Annotated in this window: 27 protein-coding genes and 1 pseudogene; 11 read left to right on the top strand and 17 right to left on the bottom strand. The window is 63.6% G+C overall.

From position 1 onward, the window contains the following. Positions 1–7: 7 nt before the first annotated feature. The 7 genes from HNQ71_RS29635 to HNQ71_RS29605 all read right to left on the bottom strand — a co-directional run bounded on the left by HNQ71_RS29635 (position 8) and on the right by HNQ71_RS29605 (position 6374). A complete protein-coding gene (locus tag HNQ71_RS29635; RefSeq protein WP_184877112.1) occupies positions 8–253 on the bottom strand; it encodes a hypothetical protein in 246 nt (81 codons plus the stop codon). Positions 254–294: 41 nt separating this feature from the next. Beyond that, positions 295–837: an L-2-amino-thiazoline-4-carboxylic acid hydrolase gene (locus tag HNQ71_RS29630; RefSeq protein ID WP_184877110.1), complete on the bottom strand. Its 543-nt coding sequence runs from the start codon at positions 835–837 to the stop codon at positions 295–297. 85 nt (positions 838–922) lie between these two features. Further along, the gene (locus HNQ71_RS29625; RefSeq protein ID WP_184877107.1) at positions 923–1699 is read right to left on the bottom strand and encodes an ATP-binding cassette domain-containing protein; all 777 of its coding nucleotides are present in this window, start codon (positions 1697–1699) and stop codon (positions 923–925) included. Continuing rightward, positions 1696–2694, bottom strand: a complete 999-nt coding sequence (locus HNQ71_RS29620) for an ATP-binding cassette domain-containing protein (RefSeq protein WP_343068274.1) — start codon at positions 2692–2694, stop codon at positions 1696–1698. The genes HNQ71_RS29625 and HNQ71_RS29620 overlap by 4 nt, the downstream gene beginning before the upstream one ends. Continuing rightward, entirely contained in the window at positions 2691–3521 is an 831-nt protein-coding gene (locus tag HNQ71_RS29615) for an ABC transporter permease (protein ID WP_184877104.1), read from the bottom strand. The genes HNQ71_RS29620 and HNQ71_RS29615 overlap by 4 nt, the downstream gene beginning before the upstream one ends. Then, positions 3518–4504, bottom strand: a complete 987-nt coding sequence (locus tag HNQ71_RS29610) for an ABC transporter permease (RefSeq protein WP_184877102.1) — start codon at positions 4502–4504, stop codon at positions 3518–3520. The genes HNQ71_RS29615 and HNQ71_RS29610 overlap by 4 nt, the downstream gene beginning before the upstream one ends. A gap of 259 nt (positions 4505–4763) precedes the next feature. Beyond that, the gene (locus HNQ71_RS29605) at positions 4764–6374 is read right to left on the bottom strand and encodes an ABC transporter substrate-binding protein (protein ID WP_184877100.1); all 1611 of its coding nucleotides are present in this window, start codon (positions 6372–6374) and stop codon (positions 4764–4766) included. Positions 6375–6745: 371 nt separating this feature from the next. Here HNQ71_RS29605 and HNQ71_RS29600 point away from each other — a divergent pair, with 371 nt between their 5' ends. Beyond that, a complete protein-coding gene (locus tag HNQ71_RS29600; protein ID WP_184877098.1) occupies positions 6746–7936 on the top strand; it encodes a M24 family metallopeptidase in 1191 nt (396 codons plus the stop codon). A gap of 27 nt (positions 7937–7963) precedes the next feature. On the opposite strand, the gene HNQ71_RS29595 is transcribed toward HNQ71_RS29600, so the two are convergent. Genes HNQ71_RS29595 through HNQ71_RS29585 form a run of 3 tightly spaced genes read right to left on the bottom strand, consistent with a single transcriptional unit; the run spans position 7964 to position 10451 of the window. Then, positions 7964–8383 (bottom strand): cupin domain-containing protein, encoded by a 420-nt coding sequence (locus HNQ71_RS29595; protein ID WP_184877096.1) that lies wholly within the window; start codon positions 8381–8383, stop codon positions 7964–7966. A 6-nt stretch (positions 8384–8389) separates the two neighbouring features. Further along, on the bottom strand, positions 8390–9244 hold the full coding sequence (locus HNQ71_RS29590; RefSeq protein WP_184877094.1) for a phosphoenolpyruvate hydrolase family protein: 855 nt from the start codon (positions 9242–9244) through the stop codon (positions 8390–8392). A gap of 10 nt (positions 9245–9254) precedes the next feature. Next, positions 9255–10451 (bottom strand): Tm-1-like ATP-binding domain-containing protein, encoded by a 1197-nt coding sequence (locus HNQ71_RS29585; protein WP_184877092.1) that lies wholly within the window; start codon positions 10449–10451, stop codon positions 9255–9257. A gap of 110 nt (positions 10452–10561) precedes the next feature. On the opposite strand from HNQ71_RS29585, the gene HNQ71_RS29580 reads away from it, so the two are divergent. The 8 genes and pseudogenes from HNQ71_RS29580 to HNQ71_RS29545 all read left to right on the top strand — a co-directional run. Then, positions 10562–11221, top strand: a complete 660-nt coding sequence (locus HNQ71_RS29580; protein ID WP_184877155.1) for a TetR/AcrR family transcriptional regulator — start codon at positions 10562–10564, stop codon at positions 11219–11221. A 439-nt stretch (positions 11222–11660) separates the two neighbouring features. Continuing rightward, complete coding sequence (locus HNQ71_RS29575; protein WP_184877090.1) at positions 11661–12773, top strand: ATP-binding cassette domain-containing protein; 1113 nt, start codon at positions 11661–11663, stop codon at positions 12771–12773. A 46-nt stretch (positions 12774–12819) separates the two neighbouring features. After that, a complete protein-coding gene (locus tag HNQ71_RS29570; protein WP_184877088.1) occupies positions 12820–14253 on the top strand; it encodes an ABC transporter substrate-binding protein in 1434 nt (477 codons plus the stop codon). Between the two features lie 80 nt (positions 14254–14333). Next, positions 14334–15395 carry a carbohydrate ABC transporter permease gene (locus HNQ71_RS29565; protein ID WP_010911632.1) on the top strand — a complete coding sequence of 354 codons (1062 nt, stop codon included), beginning with the start codon at positions 14334–14336 and terminating at the stop codon, positions 15393–15395. 3 nt (positions 15396–15398) lie between these two features. Then, the gene (locus HNQ71_RS29560) at positions 15399–16337 is read left to right on the top strand and encodes an ABC transporter permease subunit (RefSeq protein WP_184877086.1); all 939 of its coding nucleotides are present in this window, start codon (positions 15399–15401) and stop codon (positions 16335–16337) included. 1 nt (position 16338) lies between these two features. Then, a complete protein-coding gene (locus HNQ71_RS29555; RefSeq protein ID WP_184877083.1) occupies positions 16339–17427 on the top strand; it encodes an ABC transporter ATP-binding protein in 1089 nt (362 codons plus the stop codon). Beyond that, the gene (locus HNQ71_RS29550) at positions 17424–17864 is read left to right on the top strand and encodes a hypothetical protein (protein WP_095772406.1); all 441 of its coding nucleotides are present in this window, start codon (positions 17424–17426) and stop codon (positions 17862–17864) included. The genes HNQ71_RS29555 and HNQ71_RS29550 overlap by 4 nt, the downstream gene beginning before the upstream one ends. Positions 17865–17977: 113 nt before the next feature. Further along, positions 17978–18737, top strand: a pseudogene (locus tag HNQ71_RS29545) (ABC transporter ATP-binding protein); the annotation flags it as partial. Between the two features lie 14 nt (positions 18738–18751). On the opposite strand, the gene HNQ71_RS29540 reads toward HNQ71_RS29545, so the two are convergent. The 3 genes from HNQ71_RS29540 to HNQ71_RS29530 all read right to left on the bottom strand — a co-directional run bounded on the left by HNQ71_RS29540 (position 18752) and on the right by HNQ71_RS29530 (position 21399). Continuing rightward, entirely contained in the window at positions 18752–19183 is a 432-nt protein-coding gene (locus tag HNQ71_RS29540) for a DUF4437 domain-containing protein (protein ID WP_184877081.1), read from the bottom strand. Positions 19184–19384: 201 nt separating this feature from the next. Further along, complete coding sequence (locus HNQ71_RS29535) at positions 19385–20353, bottom strand: AraC family transcriptional regulator (RefSeq protein WP_184877079.1); 969 nt, start codon at positions 20351–20353, stop codon at positions 19385–19387. 59 nt (positions 20354–20412) lie between these two features. After that, positions 20413–21399 carry an AraC family transcriptional regulator gene (locus tag HNQ71_RS29530; RefSeq protein WP_184877077.1) on the bottom strand — a complete coding sequence of 329 codons (987 nt, stop codon included), beginning with the start codon at positions 21397–21399 and terminating at the stop codon, positions 20413–20415. 184 nt (positions 21400–21583) lie between these two features. On the opposite strand from HNQ71_RS29530, the gene HNQ71_RS29525 reads away from it, so the two are divergent. Further along, positions 21584–22798 carry an MFS transporter gene (locus HNQ71_RS29525; RefSeq protein ID WP_184877075.1) on the top strand — a complete coding sequence of 405 codons (1215 nt, stop codon included), beginning with the start codon at positions 21584–21586 and terminating at the stop codon, positions 22796–22798. A gap of 127 nt (positions 22799–22925) precedes the next feature. Here the strand turns inward: HNQ71_RS29525 and HNQ71_RS29520 are convergent, their stop codons facing one another. Next, a complete protein-coding gene (locus HNQ71_RS29520; protein WP_184877074.1) occupies positions 22926–23273 on the bottom strand; it encodes a GFA family protein in 348 nt (115 codons plus the stop codon). A 118-nt stretch (positions 23274–23391) separates the two neighbouring features. Here HNQ71_RS29520 and HNQ71_RS29515 point away from each other — a divergent pair, with 118 nt between their 5' ends. After that, positions 23392–24684 carry an amidase gene (locus tag HNQ71_RS29515; RefSeq protein WP_184877072.1) on the top strand — a complete coding sequence of 431 codons (1293 nt, stop codon included), beginning with the start codon at positions 23392–23394 and terminating at the stop codon, positions 24682–24684. A gap of 18 nt (positions 24685–24702) precedes the next feature. Here the strand turns inward: HNQ71_RS29515 and HNQ71_RS29510 are convergent, their stop codons facing one another. Genes HNQ71_RS29510 through HNQ71_RS29500 form a run of 3 tightly spaced genes read right to left on the bottom strand, consistent with a single transcriptional unit; the run spans position 24703 to position 26833 of the window. Next, complete coding sequence (locus HNQ71_RS29510; protein WP_184877070.1) at positions 24703–25092, bottom strand: hypothetical protein; 390 nt, start codon at positions 25090–25092, stop codon at positions 24703–24705. Positions 25093–25134: 42 nt separating this feature from the next. Further along, positions 25135–26115, bottom strand: a complete 981-nt coding sequence (locus HNQ71_RS29505; RefSeq protein ID WP_184877068.1) for a hydroxyacid dehydrogenase — start codon at positions 26113–26115, stop codon at positions 25135–25137. A gap of 1 nt (position 26116) precedes the next feature. After that, complete coding sequence (locus tag HNQ71_RS29500; RefSeq protein WP_184877066.1) at positions 26117–26833, bottom strand: FadR/GntR family transcriptional regulator; 717 nt, start codon at positions 26831–26833, stop codon at positions 26117–26119. Position 26834 lies beyond the last annotated feature (1 nt).

The raw sequence follows: 26834 nt of genomic DNA, 5'->3' as shown, positions 1-26834 counted from the left end.
CGAAGGCTCAACCGAGCCCGGCCGATGCCAGGCGCACCAGGGCTTCGCGGACATCGACACGCTGATAAGATTCGGTGACGACGCCGTCCTTCCTCAACTCTTGGCGGCGCCGTTCGACGAAGGCGCGTTCCTCGCCGGTCAGGTCGTGCTCGCGCTTGCGGAGCCAGTCCTGGTAGGACGGATCAACCTCCTTGACCGGCTTGGCAGCCGTCGAAACCGAAGCCGGCCGGCTGTCGGTGTAGCGAGGCCGCAAGTCATCCTGTCAGGCTTCAGCGTCGGCGTTGCCGATGTCCTTCAGTTCGGCAAGGCGCGTCCAGCATCGTCTGCCTCCTGATCGCCGGCCCTGTTGGTCAGAGCGATGTGGCAGCAGCCGGAGCCGTGGCCTGGCGTCCAGGTGACGTTGTCGAAACGCACGCCGGTCGCCTCGAACAGGCCGCGGTCGAAGGCGCCGGCAATGCGGCAGAGCGTGGCAAGTTTTTCATCGCCGACGCCGGCCTCGACCCAGGCATCCTTCAGCGGGCAGCGTTTGACCTTGAAGGCGATGCGGTTATCGCTTCGTTCGACATCGGTTGGATACATGCGGCCGCCGTCAGGGCTGATGGCCAGGAAGGCTTCGCCGATCGCGCGTGCATCGTTGGCGCCGAAGCTGGCGAAGGCGGCTGCGGCCACTTCCTTGCCGCGCTGTTCGATGGCGCGGATCATGATCTCTTCTGCTCGTTCCGCGCCGAGCTCTCCAGTCAGTTCTTCGAGTAACAGACGATAGAGATCGGCGCGGTTGCGAAAGGCGGAATCGAGTTCGCGCGACAGCTTTTCGGCTCTGGCTTCGGGGTCGGTCATGTTGGGTCCTGGCTTGTTGTTTGACCATGATCTTGTCCCGAAAACCGGATTTCGCTTTTCGCCGGCGCGGTCCTTCGGTTCGGGGTCATGGTCGGGTCCTGTTCAATCTTGGCGCGGCCGCCACCAGTGCCTTGCCGATGGCAGATTGCGGCGCGTCGATGACGGTCCGGGCATCGCCGCACTCGGCAATTTCGCCGGCTTCGAGGAGGACAACGCGGTGGGCGATCGCCCGGACGACGCCGAGATCATGTGAAATGAAGAGATAGGCGATCCGTTCCTGGCGTTGCAGGTCGAGCAGCAATTCAAGGATCTGCCCACGCACCGAGACATCGAGCGCCGACACCGCCTCGTCGAGCACGATCAGCGACGGCTTTGTCGCGATGGCGCGAGCGATGGCAACGCGCTGCCGCTGGCCGCCGGAGATTTCATGGATGGCGCGCGGGGCGAGATCAGCGGCCAGCCCGACGCGCTCCAGCAAGGCGGCGATCCGGCGCGGGCGCTCGGCGCGGGCGGCGATGCCATGGATGCGCAAGGGATCGTCGAGCAAACGCGCCACCGTGGAGCGCGGGTTGAAGGCAGCAAGCGGGTCCTGGAACACCATCTGCAGGCGGGCGCGGCGCTGTCGGAGCGCAGCGCCACTCAACGCCAGGAAATCATTGCCTTCGAATTCGATATGGCCGGCATCCGGTTCGATCAGCCGCAGCACCAGCCGTGCGATCGTCGATTTGCCGCTGCCGGAGGGACCGGCCAGCGCCAGCGTTTCGCCGGGTTCGATGTGGAAGGAGATATCGTCGACGGCGGCGATGGTCTTGCCGCCACGACGATAGCGTTTGGTGAGGTTGGAAACCGTGAGCAGGTTCATGCGTTGAGCCCGGCTCGGTTGAGCAGCGGCGTGGCGTCGAGGCCGATATGGGCGTCGAGCAGCGTGCGCGTATAGGCTTGGGTTGGCGCGTCAACGATCTGTGCAGTCGGGCCGAGCTCGAGCAGTTCACCATGACGGAACACTGCAATGCGTTCGGCAAGCTCGGCTGCCAGCGCGATGTCGTGGCTGATGAACAGCAATGTCATGCCGTCCTCTGCCACCAGCCGCCGGATCAAGGCGACGATCTCGGCCTGCACGATGGTGTCGAGCGCGCTGGTCGCCTCGTCGGCGATCAGCAATTTCGGACCCGCCGCAATCGCGGCGGCGATCGCCACACGCTGCTTCTGGCCGCCGGAGAGTTGATGCGGGAAGGCCCGTAGCGCGGAATCCGGGTCCGGCAGGCGGACCCGTTCAAGCAAGCTCTTTGCCTTCGCGTACGCCTGCGGCCATGTCAGGCCAAGATGGGTGTATGCCACTTCCGCGATCTGCTTGCCGACAGCCATGACGGGATCGAGGCTGGCGGACGGATCCTGGAAGACGAAGCCGATGTCTCGGCCGCCGAGGGGGACGAATTTAGGTTGGCGATCCGTCCCACCCCCCTCTGTCCTGCCGGACATCTCCCCCGCAAGGGGGGAGATCGGCAGCTTTGATGGTAACTCCTTGCTTGCGATCTCGGTGATTGGCGAAAGCCGAAATGAGGGCGTGATCTCCCCCCTTGGGGGGGAGATGTCCGGTAGGACAGAGGGGGGTGCCTTTGCACCAGAGGATGGCGACGATGGCAAGAACCAATCGAGGCGGCCTTCAATCCTGGACGACGCCGGCAACAGCCCGGCAATCGCCAATGCCAGCGTGCTCTTGCCCGAACCGCTTTCGCCGATGATGGCCAGGCGTTCACCAGCGCCGATATCGAGATTGATAGTCTTCAGCGCCGCGACCTCGTTGCCGTCGCGGCGGTAGGTCACCGTCAGGTCGCGGATCGAAGCCAGTGCGATCACGACAGGCCTCTTCTTACGGCTGTCGTTTCGACGATGCCTTCACCGGCGAGATAGACACCCAGTACCGTCAGCACCAGTGCAATGCCCGGGACGATTGACAGGAAGGGCGCGGTGCGCAGCACGGCGCGGCCTTCGGCGATCATGCCACCCCAGGTCGCCCGGTTGGGATCGCCGAGGCCAAGGAAGGACAAGGCTGCCTCGGTGAGGATCGCGGCGGCGACGATCACCGATGACATCGCCAGCACCGGCGGCAAGGCGTTGGGCAGCACCTCGCGAAAGGCGATCGCCAGCGGATGCATGCCGATGACCCTGGCACCGGCAACATAATCGCGCTCCCGAATGGAGAGGACTTCCGCGCGGGCAACTCGAGCGGGCCCCGTCCAGGTGCCGAGCGCGATGGCAATCACGACGATGCCGAGCGACGGTCCGACGACGCTGACGAAGGCCAGCGCAAGCAGGAAACCAGGCACGGTCTGGAAAGCGTCGGTGATGCGCATCAGCACCTCGTCGACCAGGCCACCGGCAAAGCCCGCCAGCGTGCCAACCACAGAGCCGATGGCGAGCGCTGCCGCCGCTGCAGCGAGCCCGACGGCGAGCGAGGTGCGGGCGCCGTAGAACAGCTCGGCCAGCACGTCACGGCCAAGCCGGTCGGTGCCGAGCGGCAGTGACCAGTCCTGAAATGGCGGCAGCAACGCTGGCCCGGCGATGGCTTGCGGGTCGCCGGGGAACAGCATTGGCGCCGACAGCGCCATGGCAACCAGCGCCGCCAGGAGGATGGCGCCGGCGACAGCCTCGGGCTTGCGCAGAAACCGGCGGAGCGGGCTCATGCGCCGGCCTCGCCGGCGCCGATGCGCGGATCGAGAAAGGCGTAGGCGATGTCGACGAGCAGGTTGATGACGATGACCAGGACGGCGCTGGTGAGGATAATCCCGAGCAGCAGCGGGGTATCCCGCGCGGCCACCGCTTCCTGCGCCAGCCGGCCGAGGCCGGGCACGGAAAAGACGCTCTCGATTACGACGCTGCCGCCGAGCATTTGCGCCGATTGCAGCCCGAGCATGGTGACCAGTGGCAAGAGTGCGTTGCCGGCGACGTGGGCGAGCACGATGCGACGGCGCGACAGCCCCCTGGCGCGGGCGGCCAGCACAAAATCCTGCCGCCAGACTTCGGCCATGCCGGCACGCATCATGCGCAGATAGAGTGCCAGATAGATGAAGCCCAGCGCCGAAACCGGCAAGATGAGGTGGATGGCGATGTCGGCGGCGCGGTCGAGGCCGGCCTTGTCGGACGCCAGGGTCTCGATACCGCCGATCGGCAACCAGCGCAGGTCGACGGCAAAGACGACGATCAGCACCAGGCCGAGCCAGAAACCCGGCACGGCATAGAGCGCCAGCGAGCCGATCGACAGGAAGCGGTCGCGGACACTGCCCGGCCTTGCGCCGGCATAGATGCCGAGTGCCGAGCCGAGGCCAAAGGAGAGCGCGGTGGCGCTGACCATCAACAGCAGGGTGGTGGGCAGCCGCTCGAGGATCACGTCGCGGATCGGCCGGGAGAACGTCACCGACTGGCCGAGATCGAGATGCAGCAGCGCCCAGAGATAGTTGGCCAGCCGCGTCAGCTCCGACTGGTCGAGGCCCCAGCGATGACGCAGGAGTTCGATCATGCCGGCGTCGCCGCCGGTCGAGACGATGTAGGCGTCGACCGCATCGCCGGGCGCTGCCTCGAGCAGCAAGAAGGTGCCGACAACGACGATCAGCAGCACGAAGATGCTGCCGACCAAGCGACGACGGAGGAGAATGAGGGCGCGGGTCATGGCCGGCTTACCCTCCCCCTTGTGGGGAGGGTCGATCCGCGAAGCGGAGCGGGGTGGGGGTCTCTTTTAGGCTTGCGCGACAACCCCCACCCCGCCGACCGGCTGCCGCCTTGCGGCATCCACTCGTCGACCCTCCCCACAAGGGGGAGGGTGAAGCCGGCGGCGTTACCCGGCAGGACAGAGGGGAGCGCGGAGGTACTCTCATCGCCGATGATGAGCACTCGCCCAAACGATGCGCAAGCATCCCGTGAGGATCTTGCTAGCCCGCCAGATAAGTGTCCGCCCAGTTTGACACCGCCCAGCGCGGGTTGTTGGCGATGTTGCCCACCGTGTCGCGGGCGACGCTGATGAAGCTCCATTCGGCGACGTTGATCAGCGGCAGGTCGGCGGCCACCTGTTTCTGGAATTCCTTGTAGAGGTCGGTGCGGGCAGCTGTGTCGAGCGTCTCGGATGCCTTGGCGATGAGGGCATCGAGTGCGTCGTTCTTATAGCCGCCCTGGTTGGAGAACGGCACGCCGTCCGGGATGCCGCTCTGCACCAGGATGGTGGTCGATATCGCCGGGTCGCCGCGGAACACCGGCGGGCCGACGGCGAGGTCGAAGGCGTGGTCGGTGTAGACGGCCTTGATGTGCGCGGCCGAGTCGTTGTTGACCAACTGGGCATCGATGCCGATGGCGGCGAGTGCCTGGCGCAGATAGTCGCCGAACTGCTTGGTCTCGTTGAAATAGGGCGCGGGCAAAAGCTTCAGCGAGAAACGGTTGCCGTCAGCGCCTCGTCTGTAGCCGGCCTCGTCGAGCAGCGCGTTGGCCTTGGCGACGTCGAAGGCATAAGTCGGCACGTCAGCGGTGTAGAATTGCGGATCGTTCTTGGGCACCGGACCGGTGGCGGTGGCGGCATAGCCGAGGAACACCGTCTTGACGACGAAATCCTTGTCGATGGCATGCGCGATCGCCTGGCGCACCTTGAGGTCGGCCAGTTCCTTGCGACGGTGGTTGATCTCGACGACGAGCTGATAGGTCAGCCCCTCATAGCCCTTGGAGATCACCTTGAGGCCCGGCACCTTGGAGATACGGTCGAGATCGGCCAGCGGCACGGCGGAAAAGGCGGCGAGCTGGATCTCTTCTGCTTCCAGTGCGCTCGCGGCCGACGTGCGGTCTGGCAGCACCTGATAGATGATCTCGTCGAGATAGGGCTCGTCCTTACCCCAGTAATCCGTGTTCTTTGTCAGCCGGTAATATTGGCCGGCCTTGTATTCGCCGAATTTGAACGGCCCGGTGCCGATCGGCGCGTTGTTGGCCGGGTTGTCCTCGATCTTGCCCACCTCGTAGATGTGCTTCGGCACGACGCTGCTCAGTGCCGGCAGCGCGTTGCGGATCAGCTGGAACGGGGTCGGCTTGGCGAATTTGAACACGGCGGTGAGATCATCCGGCGTGTCGACAGCGGCGAGATCCTTGAACACGGTGCGGCCGAGGTTCTGCAGTGGCTTCCAGACCTGCAACGCCGAGAAGGCGACATCGGCCGAGGTGAACGGCTTGCCGTCATGCCATTTGACGCCGTCGCGCAGTTTGAACGTGGCGGAGAGCCCGTCGGCGGCGCCTTCCCAGCTCAACGCCAGCCGTGGCGCAAGCCCGTCCTTGCCGTCGAAGGAGGCTTCAGCCAGCGTTTCAACGATCTTGCTGGAGATGAAGAAGACGCCGTTGGAGGCGACGATCGCCGGGTTGAGGTTGCGCGGCTCGGAATCGGCGGCAAGCACCAGGCGCCCACCCTTCTTCGGCGTCTGCGCCCAGCCGAATGTCGGCATGGCGGTGGAGGCCAGCAGCAGTGCCGAGCTGGCAAGCATCTGGCGTCTGGAAATCGTGAAACCTGACATGATCGAACTCCGTCCTCTCCGCGACCCGGCCGGGTGCGCCAATCCCCTCGAACGCCGGCGGGCCCGCCAGCATCCTTGCGGTGGCGATTATGAGCCTTGCCGAGGGTTTCGCCAGAGATGGAATTGGCGCATCCTTGCTTGGCTTTGAAATTTTTGTCCGCTGGACCAGTTTGGACGAAGCGGATCAATTCGATCGATCTGGTAAGACCAGATTTTGTTGAATGCGCTGACATAACGTGATGGTGAGATTGAAGCAGGCCATTTCGCGTGTTTCTGGCTGGACCAGAGCGAGCAAAATGGTGCAGGTTTGATCCACAGCCAAGGGATCGAGAGCAAATAGCCGGCGATCTCAGGCAATCAGGGAGAGAGAGATGAACATTGCTCCGGGTAAGAGTGCTGTCAGCAATATCCCATTCGACCAGGCAAGGGTCGACCGGCTGATGGAGGAGGCCGGCATCGATGTGCTGCTGGCGACCTCCAAGCACAACACGCAGTACCTGCTGGGCGGCTACAAGTTCATCTTCTTCGCCGCCATGGATGCGATCGGCCACAGCCGCTATTTGCCTGTCGTCATCTATGAGAAGGGCGGACCCGACCATGCCGCCTATATCGGCAATCGCATGGAAGGCGCCGAGCACCAGAACAACCCGTTCTGGACACCGACCCTGCACGCCGCCTGCTGGGGCACGCTCGATGCCGCCAACCTCGCCGTCGAGCACCTGCGGAAGATCGGCAAAACGGGCGCCCGTATCGGCATCGAGCCGAGCTTCCTGCCGTCGGACGCCTACACGCTGATCCGCAAGGCGCTGCCGGATGCCAAGCTGATCGATGCGACAGCCATGCTGGAGAGCATGCGCGCCATCAAGACCGATGCGGAGCTGGAGAAGCTGCGCACCGCTTCCGAACTGATCACCGATTCCATGCTGGCCACAATCGCCTGGGCAGGCGAAGGCGCGACCAAGACCGAGATCATCGAGCAGCTTCGGCGCGAAGAGACCAATCGCGGCGCGCATTTCGAATATTGCCTGCTGACGCTGGGCTCCAGCCACAACCGCGCCGCCTCGCCGCAGGCGTGGAAGAAGGGCGAGGTGGTGTCGATCGATTCCGGCGGCAACTATCACGGCTATATCGGCGACCTCTGCCGGATGGGCATTCTGGGCGAACCGGATGCCGAACTCGAAGACCTGCTGGCCGAGGTCGAGACGGTGCAACAGGCGGCGTTCTCCAAGGTCAGGGCCGGCACGCTGGGCGGCGACATGATTTCGCATGCCGAGGGCGTGCTGAAGAAATCCAAGGTCGCACCTTATACGGATTTCTTCGCCCACGGCATGGGACTGATCACGCATGAGGCGCCGTTCCTGATGACCAACCATCCGGTGACCTATGAAGGCACCTATGCGGCCAAGCCGCTGGAAAGGAACATGGTGCTATCAGTCGAGACGACCATGCTTCACCCGACGCGCGGCTTCATCAAGCTGGAGGACACGCTTGCCGTGACCGACACTGGCTATGTGATGTTCGGCGACCGGGGCCGGGGGTGGAATAGAGGTGGCGCTTCATAGGCGGATAGCAGGTGCTGTCCGGAAGACCTATTTGTCGCCCGGCGGCAGCAGCCTGAAATCCGGCAGTTCGCGCAGCACAAGTTCCGGCCCGGCCGGTGAATAGACGACGAAAAGCTGCATCGGCCCGTCGCCGGTGTTAAGCGTCGAGTGAAAGCGGCTTTCGGGCACGTAGATGGTGCAGCCGGGGCCGACCTTCTCGACCACCGGATTGCCCTTCTCGTCCTCGACCATCTGCTCGCCATGGCCTGAGATGACGAAGATGATCTCCTCGGCGCCCGGATGGTTGTGGCGCGTGTGGCCCTTGCCGGAGGGCAGGTCGACGACACCGCCCGAAAACCGCGTCGCACCGTTCACCTCGGGCGCCACGGTCAGCGCCAGCCTGCCCCAGTCGAAGCCGAAGGCGCTGACGTCCTTGGGGTAGACAAACACCTTGCTCTTGTCGGCCATCTCTCATCATCCCTTCTTTTTCTTCTGGTCATGAAGCGTGACGGCCTTGAAATCGGCCGTCTGTTTGGCGATCGCGGCTTCCGCCGGCAGTCGTTCCATCGAGCTTGCACCATAGAAGCCGTGCAGGCCCTTGCAGCGGTCGAGGATATAGCGCGCGTCATCCGGCATCGAGATCGGCCCGCCATGGCAAAGCAGGATGACATCCTTGCGCACCGAACGGGCCGCGTTGGCGATGGCGTCGATCTCGAAAACGCAATCGTCGAGCGACTTGGCCGAAGTGGCGCCGATCGAGCCACCGGTCGTCACTCCCATATGGGCGACGACGATGTCGGCGCCGGCTTTTGTCATGGCGCGGGCCTCGTCGGGGTTGAACGCATAGGGCGTGGTCAGGAGATCAAGTTTGTTCGCCTCGGCGATCATCTCGACCTCGAGCCCGAAGCCCATGCCGGTCTCCTCGAAACTTTGCCGCATCTGACCGTCGAACAAGCCGATGGTGGGAAAGTTCTGCACGCCGGAAAAGCCCATCGCCTTCAGCTCGGCCAGAAGCAGCGGCATGATGACGAACGGGTCGGTGCCGTTGACACCGGCCAGCACCGGCGTCTTCTTGACCACCGGCAGCACCTCATAGGCCATTTCCTTGACGATCTCGTTGGCATTGCCATAGGCGAGCAGTCCGGCGGCCGAGCCACGCCCGGCCATGCGGTAGCGGCCGGAATTGTAGATGATGATGAGGTCGATGCCGCCGGCCTCCTCGGCCTTGGCCGACAGGCCGGTGCCGGCGCCGCCGCCGACGATCGGCACGCCCTTTTCGATCATTGCCCTGAATCTCTTCAGTATGTCCTTGCGCGGTATGGCGGGCATGTCCTGGATCTCACTGTCTGGCGATGTCGAGAAAAGCCGCAACCGCGGCCTTGGCGAATTCGGGGTCGTTGATGTGCAGCGGCAAGCGCGTCACGCGGCGCATGTCGTTCGGCCGGATGGTGCGTTCGATAGCCTCGAACAGAACGGCATCGGCTTCCGGGTCGAAAAAAGCGCCACCTTCGGTGTCGAGCGCCGAGACACCTTTCTCCGGGATAAGCAGATGCACCGGTCCATCGCAGCGCGCGAGTCTGGCGCCGATCCATTCGCCGATCATGCGGCATTCCTCAGCGGTCGTGCGCATCAGCGTGACGTTTGGATTGTGTTCGTATACCAGCCGGCCGCGATAGTGTTCCGGAATGGTCGAAGGAGCCCAGAAGTTGACCATGTCGAGCGCGCCGACCGAGCCGACATAGGGCAGCCTGGTGCGGGCGACCGCGCCGAAGCGGTCCTCCGACGCCGGCAGCACGCCGCCGAACAGGAGGTCGCAGACCTCCGTCGTCGTGATGTCGATGACCCCCGACAGCAGGCCGCTGTCGGCCAGCTTTTCCATGCTGCGGCCGCCGGTGCCGGTGGCGTGGAAGACCATGCAGTCATAGGTCGAGCGAAGCTGGTCGGCGATGGCGGTCACGCAAGGCGTGGTGACGCCGAACATGGTCAGGCCGATCGACGGTTTGCCGTCGGCCGGCGGCGCCGGCCTAGCCGCCATGCCGGATATGGCCTGGGCGGCGTTGTGCAGGACGACACGGGAAAGCCGGTTCAGCCCGGCCATGTCGGTCACCGATGGCATCATGACGATGTCGGAGACATCGACATAGGGAGCGGTGTCGCCGGAGGCGAGCGTCGAGACCATGATCTTGGGCAGGCCGAGCGGCAGGGCACGCATGCCCGACGTGATGATCGAGGTGCCGCCGCCGCCGCCAATGCCGATCATGGCGGCGATGTCGTTTCGCGATTGGACAAAGCGGGCGAAGGCGACGCCCATGGCCGCGACCGCGGTGCCACGGTCATTGCCGCCGAACGCCGCGTCACGACCGCCGGGGTGATGGCCGGCAACGTCCTTCGCCGGGATGTCCACCGCGATGGTTGCGTCACGCGTCCCGACATCGACGCGCGAAACGATGGCGCCCGTGGCGGCTATCGCATCCGCCAGGAAGGCGAGTTCCTCGCCTTTGGTGTCAGCAGTGCCCACCACATAGATGCGCTTCATTGCGTTCCCCGATCCAGGAAGGCGCAATGCTGCGCCCCACCGCTCATTGCCCGGCCGCTCGACGATGCGAAGGTCATTGCAAATTTTTGAGACGCGCGTATCGTATTGACATGGATGTCTCACGTCAACAAGCAACAGTGAACGACGATGCCGGCCAAGGGCCGAACCCGCGAGTAGAGCGTGGGGCTCGCGCGCGCACTAGGCGGCTGATGCTGGAGACAGCGACAAGGCTGATGCAGGCCGGCGCAACGCCCTCGGTCAGCGAGGTTGCCGAAGCGGCAGAAGTTTCCCGCGCCACCGCCTATCGCTATTTCCCGAGCCAGGCGGCGCTGGTCCACGCGGTGGTCGACGAAGGGCTAGGCCCGATACTCGAGTGGCGATCCGATTCGTCCGATGCCGAACGCCGCGTGGCGGAGTTGATAGACAGCGCGATGCCGCGCATCGAGGCCTTCGAGGCAACGTTCAAGGCAGCGCTGAAATTATCGCTGGACCAATGGGCGCGCGGGCAGGCAGGCACGCTGGGCGGCGAGCCACCCTTCACCCGTGGCCATCGCATGGACCTGCTGGAGGATGCGCTTGCGCCACTGAGGGGCGAGCTGCCGCCGCGCGAATTCGAGCGCCTGGCGCAGGCGCTGTCGCTGATTTTCGGCGTCGAACTGCTGATTGTGCTGAAGGACATCTGGGGCCTGGACAGCGGCAAGACCCTGGCCGTCGCCCGGTGGGCGGCCTCAGCGCTGGTGCGCCAGGCGCGACTCCGGACGCCATCCTGACCAGGGGTGGTGGCGGCGTGAGTTGGGCATGGAGGAGGGCTGGACGAAGGCGGATGCAGGATATGAGACTTCTCCCGACGCGGACCGGATTGGGGGGGCGTCGAGGGCAATCCGGGGCGGTCGCCGCGGTAGCTCGGAGCGAATCTGGTTCGACCAGATTTGAAGGTCGGCGATTTCAGTGATTTTGGGGATTGGCGTTTTGCGAACGGGATGAAGGTGGAGAATTGCCAAAAATGAAGGAAATACCAACATATAGCGGACGTTTTCAGCTTATTTTGGTGACGGCAAATTTTAAGAAAGCGCTTGACGAGCATCTTAAATTGGTAATACCAGATTAGGAAAGAAAAGGCGGATCGGGAATGACAGCCGCAGTCCATTTCGGCAGGGCGAGGAGGATCACACGGATGGCGCGTGTTCCGTCCGCACGAGGTGGCGCATCGTGACGCAGACGTCGCCTCGCGCCAGTGCCGGCAAGGGGATTGCGCTGCGCCTCGATGGGCTTAGCAAAGCCTATGGATCCGTGCGCGCCATCAACGACCTGAGCTTCGCCGTCGACGAAGGCCGCTTCTTCGTACTCTTCGGGCCGAGCTCGGTTGGCAAGACGACGACGCTGCGCACTATCGCCGGCCTCGTCCAGGCCGACTCCGGCACGCTTGAGATCGGCGGCCGCGACATGACCCATGCGCCGATCGCCGGCCGCGGCATCTCGATGGTCTTCCAGTCTTTCGCGCTTTACCCCCACCTCACGGTCTACGACAATCTCGCCTATCCGCTGCGCGAGGAGAAAGCCGCGCGGACCGAGATCGACAAGCGGGTGAAAGAGACCGCCGAGATCCTGAAGCTGACACACCGCCTGAAGGCCAAGCCGGCAACCCTGTCCGGCGGAGAGCAGCAGCGCGTCGCGCTCGGCCGCTCCCTGATCCGCCGGCCAAAGATTCTTCTCCTCGATGAGCCGCTCACCAATCTCGACGCCAAGCTTCGGCACGAGACGCGCGCCGAGCTGAAGCGGCTGCACCGCCAGTTCGGCATGACCGTGATCTATGCCACGCCCGACGAGCTCGAGGCTCTCTCGATGGGCGAGACGATCGCCGTCATGCGCGATGGCGGCATCGTCCAGATCGGCACGCCGGACGAGCTTTACGAGCAGCCGATCCATACCTATGTCGCCAGCAAGATCGGCTCGCCGCACATGAATCTGTTCACGGCCTCGGTGCGCGCCGACACCAGGTCTTTCGACACGCCGCTCGGGACTCTGGTTCCGGCGACGGCGCCAAAGACTGCCGATGCCGGCGAGGCCGCGCTGATCGGCATTCGCCCGAGCGACATTCGGCTCGCCGCCAAGGGCGAAGCCGGGGTTGCCTCGAAGGTGCATCTGGTCGAACCGCTCGGCGACATCACGATCGTCTCGGTCGAGGCCGGCGGCGAGATGTTGCGCATGGTGCTGCCGGAAGCGATCGCCGCCAGCATCAGGACCGGCGATTCGGCATCGATCGCCATCGATAACAGGAAAATCCACGTCTTCCGCGCCGTGAGCGGCCAGGCAATGACCTGACGCGAACGGCGAGAAGCAATCTGGTTAACCAAGGGAGGAAACGCGAATGACGGCGATGACCAAAGTGAAAGGGCTAGCGACAGCCGCAAGCTTCGCTGCCACGCTACTGGTGGGAGGCGTGACCTATGCCTCTGCCGAAGAAGTGACGTTGACGATGGCGGTGCCGGATTGGCCCCCGACCCGCATTATGAAGAAGTTCTTCGACGAGCAGTACAAGCCCAAGTCTGGCAATACCGTGAAGCTCGATGTGGACTTCATTCCGTGGCCGGATTTCTACACCCGCGTCAACGCCTCGTTGACCTCGGGCGAAAAGAAGTACAACTTCATCGTGTCGGACTCGCAGTGGCTGGGCGCCTTCGTCGAAGGCGGCTACTTCCGCAAGATCAACGATCTCATCGATGCCGACCCGGAACTCAAGGCGACGATGGAGTCGATGCATCCCGCCGTGCTCAACGCCTACTCGACCTATCCCAACAGCACGCCGAACTACTACGGCTTCCCGCAGTTCCCGGACGTGCTGGTCACCTACGGCCGCAAGGACGTGCTCTGCAACGACGACGAGCAGGCCGCCTTCAAGGCGAAGTACAATGAGAAGCTGCCCTGCACCGGCGAAGAAATCGACGCCATGGACTGGAACACGTTCGAGCATGTTGGCGAATTCTTCCAGCGCAAGAAGGGCGACAAGCTCGCCGGCCAGGTGCTGGATGACGATTTCTACGGCATCGCCTATCAGGCAGGCAAAGGCTACGACTTCTCGACGAGCTCGGTCCACACGTTCGTCTGGGAGCATGGCGGCGGCATTTGGGATGAAACCAAGGCCCCGACCGGACATGCCGAAGGCGTCGTAAACTCCCCGAAGTCCATCGAGGGCATGGAGCATTTCCTCAAATTGCTGAAGTACATGCCGCCGGTGGTCAAGACCGGCACCATGGACATCTTCGTCTCGGACCAGTTGTTCCGTGAAGGCAAGGTGGCCATGAACATCGACTGGATCGGTCTCGGCGAAGCCTCGCTCGATCCCAAGACGTCGAAGGTTGCCGACAAGCTGGTGTTCGGATTGGCGCCAGGCCTGCGCGGCCCCGACGGCAAGGTGAATCGTACGTCACAGATCGGCGGACAGCCTTTCGTTCTCACCACCTGGACGACGCCTGAGCAAATCAAGGAAGCGGTGGGCTTCGTGAAGTGGTGGCTCTCGCCCGATATCCAGAACCAGTTCGCCGCCGCCGGCGGCCAGTCCGCGATCAAGTCGGTCTACAGCGATCCGAAATACGTGACCTATCGTCCGTGGGACCGCGCCTGGGCGAACTCGCTCGACTGGCAGAAGGACATGTGGCACGTGCCGCAGTTCTTCGAACTGCTCACCCAGCAGCAGGACCAGTACGACCTAGCCATCACTGGCAAGCAGGACGCCAAGACCACCCTGGATAACATCGCCAAGTTCCAGGAGGACCTCCTGAAGAACGCTGGCCTTATCCAGTAACCTTCCGACATAGCTGCGGGGAGCGGGCAAAAGCCGCTCCCCATCATTGCCACGTCAGGCGCTCCATATTTCGGACTCCCATGACCGCTGTTTCAAGCACGCTGCTAACACCACGCCTTACCGCGGTTGTTGCCCACAACTGGAAACTCGCCATCGCTGTCGCTGTCGTCGTGTCGGCCATATCAATGGCGGGCTTGCCGGCGGCTGTCTCCTTCTGGGTGGTGGGCGCCGCGGCGGCGTTGGTCGCGGCCGCATTTACCGTCAACGCGTATCGCCGCCACTACTTCGGCGCCCTGCTGGTCGCTCCGGCAATCGCCGTTCTGTTTGTGATGAATATCTTCCCCCTGCTGTGGTCGCTGGGCCTTTCGTTCTTCGCCTACCAGGCAAACCAGCAGACGATCCGCTTCGTCGGACTCGGGAACTACGTCCGGATCCTTACCAACGATCTCGCTGCTCACGCGACTTGGGGCGCGCTGATCAATACCGCCATGTTCGTTGTGTTCACCGTCTCCGCGCAGATGATCGTCGGCTTTCTGCTGGCCATCCTGTTCGCCAAGCAATTTCCGCTGCGCAAGTATTTGTTGATCCTGGTGCTGACACCGATGATGCTTTCGGTTGTCGCCTCTGGCGTGTTCTTCACCTACTACTATGACCCGACATTCGGGATTCTCAGCTACGTCATCAATTCCATCTCCGGCAACCAGTTCATCCTGATGAGCAACAAAGTCGGTGCCGTGGCGGGAATCGTTTTCGCCGACGCATGGATGTGGTCGCCCTTCGTCATGCTCCTTGTGCTGGCGGGCCTCGTCTCGGTGCCGAAATACCTTTACGAGGCCGCTGCCATCGACCGTATTTCCAGCTGGCGGCAATTCTGGATGATCACCTTCCCCTACATCCGCGGCCTTCTGATGTTGGCCCTTCTCTTCCGCACCATCGAGGCATTCAAGCTGGCGGATCTCGTCATCCTCCTCACCAAGGGCGGCAACGACACACTGACGATCTCCTATCACTTGATCCGCATCGCCAACGAGCAGAACAAGACGAGTGAGGGCGCGGCGATCTCCTATCTGATGCTGTTCATGGTGATCGTTCTCACCAACCTCTACCTGTACCTCGCAAACCGCCGTACGAAGGGAGCCTGACCCGTGGCCGAATCGATATTGGGAAAGTTCGGCTTCGGCAGGGCCAGCGGAGTAGACAAGGCCGGCTGGGGGCGGACGCTCGCCGTGGCCGTCGTCGCCTTTATCTATTTTCTGCCGGTGCTGTTCATCATATTCACCGCCTTCAAACCGCAGGGCGACGCGCTCCTGGTGCCTCCGACGCTGTCGCCCACGTCGCTGTTCGGCTTGATTCCGGACCATTTTGTGTTCAAGCCCACGCTCGAAAATTTTGGGTCCGTCTTTTCCCGCTCGATGACGCCGGACGGTGCCCCGGAAGCGACAGGATTCGACCGTTATTTCTTCAACTCGATCTTCATCGCCTCGGCGTCGGTGCTGCTGGCGCTGGTCATCGGCACCCTGGCGGCCTTCGGCTTCTCGCGCTATCCGCTGAAAGGCAATGACACCTACCTGTTCATCATCCTGACCACGCGCATGCTGCCGGCGATTGTGGTGATCATTCCGGTGATCCTGATGTTCCGCGTAGTGGGCCTGTCGGGCTCGTATCTCGGCATCATCATGCTCTACACCGCCTTCAACCTGGCCTTCACCATCTGGATGATGAAGAGCTTCTTCGATGAATTGTCGCCAGACGTCGAGGATGCCGCCCGCATCGACGGATCGTCCGGAATGCGGGTGTTCTTCAAGATTTGCCTGCCCCAGGTCATTGCCGGGCTCGCCGCCACGTTCGTGTTCGGCCTGATCCTCACCTGGAACGAGTTCCTCTTCGCCCTGTTGCTCTCGGGGCCCGACACGAGAACGGTCCCGGTCGCCATGAACCAGGCCGTGTCGTCGGGTGGACGCGGCACCGACTGGACTTTGCTTGCCGCCATCGAAACCCTGTTCCTCGTCCCAGTCTTTCTGGTCACCTTCTTCTTGCAAAACCATCTGTTGCGCGGCGTTACCTTCGGCACCGTGAAGCGCTGAGATGTCAACCATCGAACTCCGCAAAGTCACCAAGCGTTTCGGCTCCTTCACCGCGGTCAAGGACGTTGACCTGTCGGTGGCCGCTGGTGAGGTCGTCTGCCTTCTCGGCCCGTCCGGCTGTGGCAAGACGACGACCCTGCGCGTCATCGCCGGGCTGGAAAGCGTCACTGACGGCGAGGTCGTCATCGCCGGCAAGGTGATGAACAACCTGCCGCCCGAAAAGCGCGACATCGCCATGGTGTTCCAGTTCTACGCGCTCTACCCGTCGGCATCGATCGGCGAGAACATCGCCTTCCCGCTCTATCATGACGGCATTTCCAGGGCTGAGCGGACTGCCCGCGTCAACCGCGTCGCCGCGATCCTCCACTTGGAGCACGTTCTCGACCGGCTGCCGAACCAGATATCCGAGGGCGAAAAGCAGCGCGCCGCCATGGCCCGCGCCATCGTCCGCGACCCCAATTGCTTCCTCTTCGACGAGCCCTTGTCGCGTCTCGATGTCGAACTGCGCCAGAGCATGCGTGGCCAGATCAAGGAAGTGCTGCAGGGCCTCTCCAAAGCGACCGTGATCGTGACCCATGACCAGCTCGAAGCGCTCACCATGGCCGACCGCATCGCCATCATGAAGGACGGCCTGATCGAGCAAGTCGGCTCACCGCACGAGGTTTTTGCCAAGCCCGCCAATGCTTTCGTGGCGAGCTTCATCGGCACGCCGCAGATGAATCTTCTCGAGGCCGACCTCAAGACCTTCGCCGATGGCACGGCGGAGATGGCCGTGGCCGGCATTAATCTGGCGATCCGCACGGACGCGGCGGTCGCGCGCCTGCAGCCCGGCAAGGTGACGATCGGTGTCCGCCCCCGCGCCTTCACCGCGACCGATACGGGGGACCGTGGCACCATCTCCGCCCGGGCCGAGCTCATCGAGCCCATGGGCGCCGAAACCCTTATTCATGCCCGCACGGCGGCAGGCGCCGACATCCGTGTCGTGGTGACGAGAAGCCAGCGGGTCAAGGTCGGCGAGGCGCTGAATCTACGCCCCGATCCCAGGCAAACCCATGTCTTCGATGGCGCCGGAAAGGCGGTGCGGTCATGAGCGACAGTTCTTCCGGCATGAGCCGGGCCGGCGCGTACTGCCTCGAGGTCTTCATCATTGGCCTCGGCGTCATGGCGCTGGTGCTGATCTTCCAACCCTTTTCCATCGGCCTGTACGCGGTCGGCAGCGGTCTCGTGGTGCTTGCCGGACTCATCAACAACCTGCTGCCGTTGGCCCAGCCGGGCGTCAAGGTGCGCAGTGTGGTGACCGTAGCGCTGGTCGTGGCGCTGGTCTTCTGCATTGCGCTGCTGGTTTCGATCACGGCGGCGCATCTCTACGGCGTCTTCTTCCTCAATCCACCGGACCCCAACACTCTCGCCGGCAAGGCGCAGCTCGCCACGCCGCCTTTCTACAAGCAGGCTTTCGTGTGGGAAATCGCCGCCGCGGCGGTGATTCTCGCGCTGGTCGTCACCGCTCTCAACAAGACAGCGCGATAATCAGCAGCTGACGCTATCCGGCAGGTCGCGCTCGCGCCGGTCCGCGACGGTCGGTGTGCGTCGCCCTCTCAACTCTCACGCCGTCATCCTCCGGCTTGACCGGAGGACCCGATGCCGAGATTAAGGACCGCGTCGACCGCGCCGCCAGGACGCTGCGGATCGAACATTTGCTCGACCGCAAGACCGACCGGCTTTCGGGCGGCCGAGATGCAGCGCGTCTCCATCGGCCGCGCGATCGTGCGCAAGCCGCGCGTGTTCCTGATGGACGAACCGCTGTCGGCGCTCGATGCCAAACTGCGCGAGGCGCTGCGCACTGAACTCAAGAACCTGCAGATGCAGCTTGGCGCCACCTTCCTGTTCGTTACCCACGACCAGATCGAGGCGATGTCGATGGGCGACAAGGTCGGCGTGCTCAACCATGGCCGCATCGTCCAGACCGGCACGCCGCACGAGATCTACAACAATCCGCGCGACACCTATGTCGCGAGCTTCGTCGGTTCGCCGCCGATGAACCTGATCGACGGCAAGCTCGTCAACGGCCGCGCGGTGATGGTGCCGCTGAACTTCGAACTGCGTTTTTCAGGGGGAGCCAAGGAGGGCGCGGCGGCTGATGGTCGCCCGCTCGTCTTCGGCATTCGTCCCGAGGATGTCTATCTTGAGAGTGGCGCGCCGGTCGAGGCGCGTGTCCACGATGTCGAGAACCATGGTGTCGAGAAGATCCCGACGCTGCGCGTCGGCGATGCAATGCTACGCGCCACGGTGCCGGCGAGGACCGATGTCGCCATCGAGCAGCCGGTGCGCTTTGCCTGGAACCCGGACAAGGTGGTGCTGTTCGACAAGGGCAGCGGCGTCAATTTGCGCCACGCATCATAGGCCGCAACCCCGGCTTATTTCGGCAGGTAGGTCTCGTAGGGCGTATCGTTGATCAGCAGGATCATGCACTCTGTGTCCGACAGGCAGGCATCGTCATGCATCTCATCGGCCTTCTGGGTCCAGTAGGACCCGGGAGGCAGCTCGACCTTGGTCGCTTCGCCACCATCCATCTGCCAATGCGCCCACAGCCCCTGGATCACCACCGCTCGATAGTCGGCGGTGTGCGCGTGAACAGGAGCGCGCCAGTTGCCCGGGACTTTCAGCAAAGTTCCCGCCGGGCCTTTGGCGCGGTCGCCCCAAAGCGGACCGAGGCGCTGCGGCTGGTCCGGGGCCTCGGCGACATAGGGAATCTTGTCGGTCGGCAGGTAGCTGTCTTCAAGGGCAAAGGCGCGGCCGGAGACCACGAGCATGGCGGCCAGCGCCAGGACCTTCAGATGATTTGACATCGGCTCTCCTCCTGGGCCGACTTGCCGCCGGCCTCTCATTGCGGTGCAATGGCAAGCTATTGCATGCAGTCAGCCCGGCAATGACATTGCGTCCGGAAGGCTTGGCAATTCATCCAATCCGGCTAGCCAGGGTTTGTTTGCTTTGACGCAATTCCGGACGGAAAACCGCTTCACACTTTTCCTGGAATTGCTTCGGCAGCCTCAACCCTTTTCAGAGGTGCCGTTGGTGCGCAGATGGCTTGGCGCGATGCCGACGATCCGCTTGAACGCCCGGCTGAACGACGCTTCGGAATCATAACCCAGTCGGGCGGCGACCACCGATACTCGCATCCGGTCGTCCGTCAGCCATTGCCGTGCCTGATGCATGCGCACCCGGGCAACATATCTTGCCGGTGTCTCGCCAACGATGGTGGTGAAGCGTTCGGCGAAGGCCGAACGTGAGGCGCCCATCTCTCTCGCGAGGGCCTCTACTGTCCAGTTCCTGTCGGGCTGCAGATGAATGGCGACCAGCACGCGGCCAATGTCACGATCCCTGATCGCCGCGATCCAGCCGGTGGTGTCGCCGCCACTGTTCTCTACCCATGAACGGATGATGGAAGCGGCCAACACGTCGGCGAGCCGCGCCAGCATGCCGCCAGAGCCGGGTCGGTTCAGAGTGACCTCGGTTGCCATGACTTCCAGCAGATGTGGAATGCCTGGCTCACCCGCCATCAGTTCGTGGGCGCGCATCATATCCGGCATCATGCCCAGCAAAGGGTGCGATCCGCCCAGATTGAAGTGCATGCTGCCGCAAAACAGCAACGTCTTCGGGCCGCTGCCTCCATTCGAGACATTGAAGACGTTGTCCTGCAAAGGCTCGATACTGTAACTCTCGATCGGCACGGCATGGACACCTGGCGCGCTGGCAAGGACATGCTCGGCACCGCGCGGCAAAAGCAATGCATCGCCGGCGTTCAGGTTCAACCATTCCCCGGATGGCGAAAACAGCCAGCATCCTCGGCGGCCGATGAAGTGAAATCGCGCCGCCTTCTGGGCTGGAAACAACACGCCCCACGGCTCGCCAAGTTCGCAGCGGCCATAGTCGACGCCGTCCAGCCGCAATCCGCGCAGCATGTCGGTCAGCGGACCGCCCGAGGCCGGCAAGATGTTCCTGGATGAGCTGAAATCCATGCGGATTTCCTAGCCTGGAATAATCAGCCAGTCACGGCCAACATACGGGCCCACCTACACTAGCCGGCCTGGAGGATATCGGTCTGCTCTTCGGCGCGAAGATGGCTGGGCGCGGAGCCGATGACGCGCTTGAAGGCACGGCTGAAGGCGGCATCCGATTCATAGCCGAGACGCGCGGCAACGACCGAGATCTTCATCCGGTCGCGGACCAGCCACTGCCGTGCCTGGTGCATTCTGACCTGGGTGACATATTTTGCCGGCGTTTCTCCAACGATGGTGGCGAACCGCTCGGCAAATCCTGATCGCGAGGCGCCCATCATCCTGGCCAGCGACTCGACCGTCCAGTTGTGGTTCGGTTCGAGATGGATGGCGGCCAGCACGCGCCCGATCTCGCGGTCTCTGACCGCCGCGATCCAGCCGGACGAGTCGCCGCAGCCGCGTTCGACCCATGAGCGGATGACGGTGGCGGCAAGCACGTCAGCCAGTCGCGCCATGATACCGCCGGAGCCGACGCGCTCCATCGTCACTTCGCGTGCCATCGAGTCCAGCAAATGCGGAATCCCCGGCTCGTAGGCTTCCAGTTCATGCGTGCGCATCACGTCCGGCATCATACCGAGCAAGGGATGCAGGCCGTCGAGGTTGAAATACATGCTGGCGCAGAACAGCAGCGTTCCCGGTTGGCAGTCCTTGCCGCACATCTCTGCGTTCGATGTGCAGTAGACGTCCTTGCAGACCTCCTCGAGTTCGTAACCGTGGATCGGCCAGGCCTGGGCGCCGGGTTCGCTGGCCAGCACATGCGCCGCACCGCGCGGCAGCAGCACCGCATCGCCGGCATTCAGTTCCACCCATTCGCCCGACGGCTGCTTCAGCCAGCAGCCTCTGCGGCCGATGAAATGAAACCGCGCCCCGGGTTGAGCCGGGAACTGGATGCCCCAGGGCTCTTTCATTTCGCAGCGGCCATATTCGACGCCATCGAGACGCAGGCCACGCAAGATGTCGGTGAGCGGATCGCCCGTGATCGGGATTTTGGACGAATGGTCAAACATAATGGGGTTTCTAGCATGGAAACTCCAGGCGGTCACTCCCTATGTTGCGTTGCAGCCAAATGCTGCGCTGCAAACGAAGATCGGAAACCGGCCACGTAGCCAAGCCGCGATGGCAAGGCATGTACGGGTCGAGCCCCGGTCGGTCGTTCCCTATGTGGCGCTGCAAACAGATCGGAGACTGACCATGGCCGAACCCGCGACAGGCGTCATCGACGCCACACTTCTGAATCCCGCAGACTCTGATGAACGAACCGAGCCGGCATGGGGCGCCGTGGTCTCGCTGGCGCTTGGTGTTTTCGGCCTCGTCACCGCCGAGTTCCTGCCCGCCAGCCTGCTGACGCCAATGGCGCGCGACCTCGGTGTCACCGAAGGCGTGGCCGGACAAGCGGTGACGGCGACCGCGATCGTCGGCGCCATTGCCGCGCCGACCATGGCCATCATCACCAGACGCATGGACCGCAGGCTGGTGATGTGGATGCTGACGGCGTTCCTGATCCTGTCGAATCTTCTGGCCACCTTTGCCTCGTCGCTTACCGTGCTTCTGCTCGCCCGCGTCGTGCTCGGCGTGGCACTCGGCGGCTTCTGGGCGATGTCTGCGGCGATGGCGCTGCGGCTGGTGCCGATGCGGCTGATGCCGCGCGCCATGTCGATCATCCTGACCGGCGTTTCGCTGGCGACGGTCTGCGCTGCACCGGTCGGCGCCTATGTCGGTGACATCTGGGGCTGGCGGACCGCGTTCATGATCGCCACTGTCGTCGGCGCCCTGGCGCTGCTGGTGCAGGTGGCCACCATTCCGAAGCTGCCACCGGCGGGCGTGGCAAGCTTCCGCACCTTGCTCGATGTGCTCGAGCGTCCGTCCATCAGGGTGGCATTGCTGGTCGTGCTGCTCGTTGCCTCGGGACACTTTGCTGGCTTCACCTACGTGCGCCCCTTCCTCGAGAAGGTCCCCGTACTCGACATCGAGACGATCTCGCTGGTGCTTCTGGCCTATGGTGTTGGCGGCTTCTTCGGCAATGTCGCCGGCGGCATCCTGGCCGAACGCAACCTCAAGGCCGCTGTTGCACTGGCGCCCTTGCTGATTGCCGCTGCGGCTGCCTCGATGCTGGTTTTCGGTGCCTCGCCCACGGTCGCTGCCGTCGCGGTTGCGGCCTGGGGCTTTGCCTTCGGCGCGGTGCCGGTCGGGCTGCAGAGCTGGCTGGTGCGGGCAGCACCGGATCAGGCCGAAAGCGCAGGCGGGCTGATGGTGGCGACATTCCAGGTGGCGATTGCGCTCGGCGCTGTCTTCGGCGGCCTGCTGGTCGACCATGCCGGCGTGGCCAGCGCTTTCGCCTATTGCGGCACGGCGACATTGCTGGCGGCTATCGTGGTGTTCCTGCGCGGTCCGAAGCCGGTCGACTAACCGTCGGACTCACCATTTGGCGATAACTTCCCGACGCCAAGCATCGGCCCGCGAACCATCACGATTCTCGGGCCGATGTCGTTCTGTGGCGAGCGACAAACCTTGCCGATGCGACGGGAGATAGGGTTCAGACCGAGCGGCCATCGAAGTCGAAGACCGGCAAGGTGGAGAGGTCCAGATCGGCGACGCAATGCATGTTGACGTAAGCGCTGCGTTCACCGCCTTCGCCGACATCTTCCGCGAAAGGATGGATTCCGCAAGCCCGGCAGAACCGATGCGCGATGGCGTGGTTGCCGAATGTGTAGGTGCCGAGGTCATCGCCCCAGGCCAGAACCTGCAAGGTCTCCTGCGGGATAGCGCACAACAGGGCACCCTTGCGCGAGCAGATCGAGCAGTTGCACCGCACGATGCCGGTCAGCTCGGCTTCGAACTCGAAGGCGACCTTGCCGCAGTGACAGCTGCCTTGGTAGAGCATCGGATTTCCTCGTATTCGACAGGGTGCAAAACCGCCTGCGCCGGGTTAAGTCTCGGCAGGCCAAGTGCTGGCCGCTACCCCTTAAGACGTTCAAGGCGTCCGGAGTCCGACACCGAAAATGCAATCAGCCCGTGACCATCTCGAAACCATCCTCGCGCGCCTCGCCGCCCGTGCCGGCGAAGAACACGTGTTCACGAAGCTTTATGCCGAAGCCGCGCGCGCCGCGGCCGACGCCAGCGATGCGCGCAAGCGGGCAGGCGTGACGCTCGGGCCGCTCGATGGCAGCATTGTCTCGATCAAGGATCTGTTCGATGTCGCCGGCGAACCAACCACGGCCGGCTCGCTGATGCTCAGGACGGCTGCACCTGCGCTGCGCGACGCGGCCATCGTTGGCCGGCTGCGGCAGGCCGGCGCGGTGATCGTCGGCAAGACCAACATGACCGAATTCGCCTTCACCGCGATCGGTGACAACCAGCATTACGGCACTCCCGGCAATGCCGCCGATCCCGGCCGTATTCCCGGTGGTTCATCCTCGGGTGCCGGCGTTTCGGTCGGCGAGGGGACGAGCGAAATATCGATCGGTTCCGACACCGGCGGTTCGATACGCATTCCGGCATCGCTCAACGGTGTCGTCGGCTTCAAGCCGACAGCGCGGCGCGTGCCGCTTACCGGCGCTTTTCCGTTGTCCGGCACATTGGACTCGATCGGGCCGCTTGCCCGAACCGTCGCCCGGTGCGCCGCCGCCGACGCCGTGATGGCCGGCGACGAAGCAACCGCGCTGACGTCGATTTCCCTTGCGGGGCTTCGCATCGGCATCCCACGCGGCGTCCTTTTCGAAGAGACGCAAGGCGAGGTGGAGACCGCCTTCGATCGATGCCTTCGCAAGGTCGAGTTGGCGGGTGCAGGGGTGGCGGACCTGTTGATAGACGATCTGCTTGGATCGATGCGCGCGGCGACCAAGCGCGGTTCGATCGCTGCCATGGAAGGAGCGGAGATCCATGCCGACTGGTTGGCGACAGGGGCATCGGTGCCGGTCGACCCACATGTCAGCGGGCCGTTGTCTCGGGCAGCAATGCTGCCGACCCCGGTCTACATCAGGACAATGCGCCGTCGCGCGGCGCTCGCCATCGCCATGGACGAGCGGCTGGCATCGGTCGATGTTCTGGCCCTGCCGACCACACCGGTGACGGCGCCGACCATCGTTTCGATGGCCGATGCCGAGCTGCGCGGCCGCACCGAAGGCCTGCTGCTGCGCAACACGCAGGTCGCCAACCAGTTCGACCTTTGTGCGATCTCGCTGCCGATGCCGGGCATGGTGCGACCGGCAGGCTTGATGCTGGTGGCACGCAATGGCCATGACCGGCGTCTGCTGCGCATCGCTGCTGGAATAGAGTCGCTGCTTGGGTCTTGAGCAGGGCTGAACTGAGGATCAGTGCGACGAATAGTGCTTGCGTTCGCTGTCTTTGGCGGTGCGTACGATGCCGGTCGCGACCAGCCAGGGCAGGCTGTACTCCTTGCCGGCTATGGTCTGCGTGCGATGCTCGATCGATCCCCTGACAACGAGCTTTCCGGCGTAAAGCGCGTCTGAAAGATCCGTTATCGCCTTGTCGGCCTGCGGCAATCCGCTGCTGTCGATCGACACGCCCTTGATGATCGTGCCGGTGGCAAGGTCGAGCGCGCTGTTCGATGGGCAGGGTGCCTTGAAGCAGCGCAGCCCGTTGTCGCAATAGACATAGCTGCTCTCGGCCGCGGCAAACGACGGCGCGACGCCCGTGGAAACGGCGGCAAGCAACAATAGCGCGAAGGGATGACAGGACATGGGAGCGAGCCTCGCCAGAAAATGCGGCGAAACGGCGATGCGTTACAGGCTCGCCGGAAACCGCCGCCGGTAGTGATCGACCACTTCGGGGTTGCGCAAATTGACCGGCAGTTTGTTGGCCAGCACCAGCAAGGCTTCACCGGCCGCGCCGAGGCCCATGCGCATCATCGATTCCTCGGTGATGCCGGCCATGTGCGGGGTGATGATGACATTGTCGAAGCCAAAATAGGGATGATCTGGCGGCAGCGGCTGCGTCGAAAACACATCGAGTGCGGCACCGCCGATGCGGCGCTTCTGCAAGGCGTCTATCAGGGCGTCGTCATCGACGACCGGTCCGCGCGATACGTTGACCAGCAGCGCATCGGGCTTCATGCGGGCGATCCGCTCGCGGTTGATCAGGCCTCGCGTCTCCGGCGTCAACGGACAGCACAGCACGATGATGTCGCTCTGCTCGACCAGGGCGTCGATCGACAGGAAGCCGACTTTCTCCGGCGCCGGCTGCATGCTGCGCGTCGTTGCCACCACCTTCAGGTCGAAACCATGCGCCGCTATATGGCCGACAGCTTGGCCAACGGCGCCAAGGCCGACGATGCCGATCGTCTTGCCGGCAAGTTCTCTGTTGGAATTGGCGTGCTCGCGGCCGGCGAGCCAGCCTTTCGCCCGCAAGTCGCGGTCGACGACGCGGAAGCGGCGAAGCAGGGCAAGTGCCGCGAACATGACGTGTTCGGCAACCGAGCGGGCATTGACCGCCGGCACATTGGCCACCAGCACGCCGGCCGCGAATGCTGCTTCCATCGGGATCATATCGAGCCCGGCGCCATGGCGGATTGCCGCCCTCAGCTTCGTGGCGCCCTCGAAAAGCTGTGATGGCAGAGGCGCGCGCACGATGACGATGTCAGCGTTTTTCGCCTCGGCAGCCAGCGTGGCTGGGTCGAGAGCAGAAGCGACGACAAGCTCGCTGGCGCCGGCCAGCATGGCCGAGGCGCGCGGATGCAGGGGGTGTGTGGTGAGGATGCGGGCCATGTCAGGCTCTTTCGAGCGTCGGGCTTTGAGGTTCCTCGCCGTGGCCCTCGATCAGGCCCTTCCAGTAGCTCTCGGCGCCCTGCAGATGAGCGCTCATCAGCGCCTGGGCGAGGTTGCCGTCGCGGCGCAGCAGCGCCTCGTAGATCTGGATGTGCTCGGCATGCGAGCGAACGCTGCGCTCGGGATCGTTGAAGTAGATCGGCAGGCGCTGCTCGCCCATCATGTAGTAGACGCTGCAGACATTGTGGAAGACGCTGTTCTTGGTCGCGCGGACGATCTCAAGGTGGAATTCGCGATCTTCCTTGGCCAGGCCTTCGCCTGCGGCGATGCGCTCTTCCGAAGCCTTCAGGATTTCGCGCAGCCGCTCGAAATTCTCCTCGGTGGCGCGCGAACAGGCGAGCTCGGCCGCCTTGATCTCGTGGATCTTGCGCAATTCGACCGTCTCGTAGATCTGGATCGGATCGAGCGGCAGGCCGGCGCGCGCGAACAGCGCCATCGCCTCGACGCTGGCCTGCTTGGTGTCAATGTACATGCCGGACTTGGCCCTGCGCTCGACGATGCGCATGGCTTCGAGAATGGCGAGCGCCTCACGGATCTGGCCGCGGCTGACGCCGAAATGCTCCGCAAGTTCACGCTCCGACGGCGTTCGGCCGGTCTCGTTGTCCGAATGGGAGAACAGGTAGGCAGCGAGTTCCGCGAGAAGGTTCTTTTCTTTCATT

It is taken from the genome of Mesorhizobium sangaii, assembly GCF_014207355.1.
Classification (GTDB): domain Bacteria; phylum Pseudomonadota; class Alphaproteobacteria; order Rhizobiales; family Rhizobiaceae; genus Mesorhizobium; species Mesorhizobium sangaii.
The sequence above is the reverse complement of the archived record's forward strand: the minus strand, read 5'-3'. Positions and strand labels throughout refer to the sequence as shown.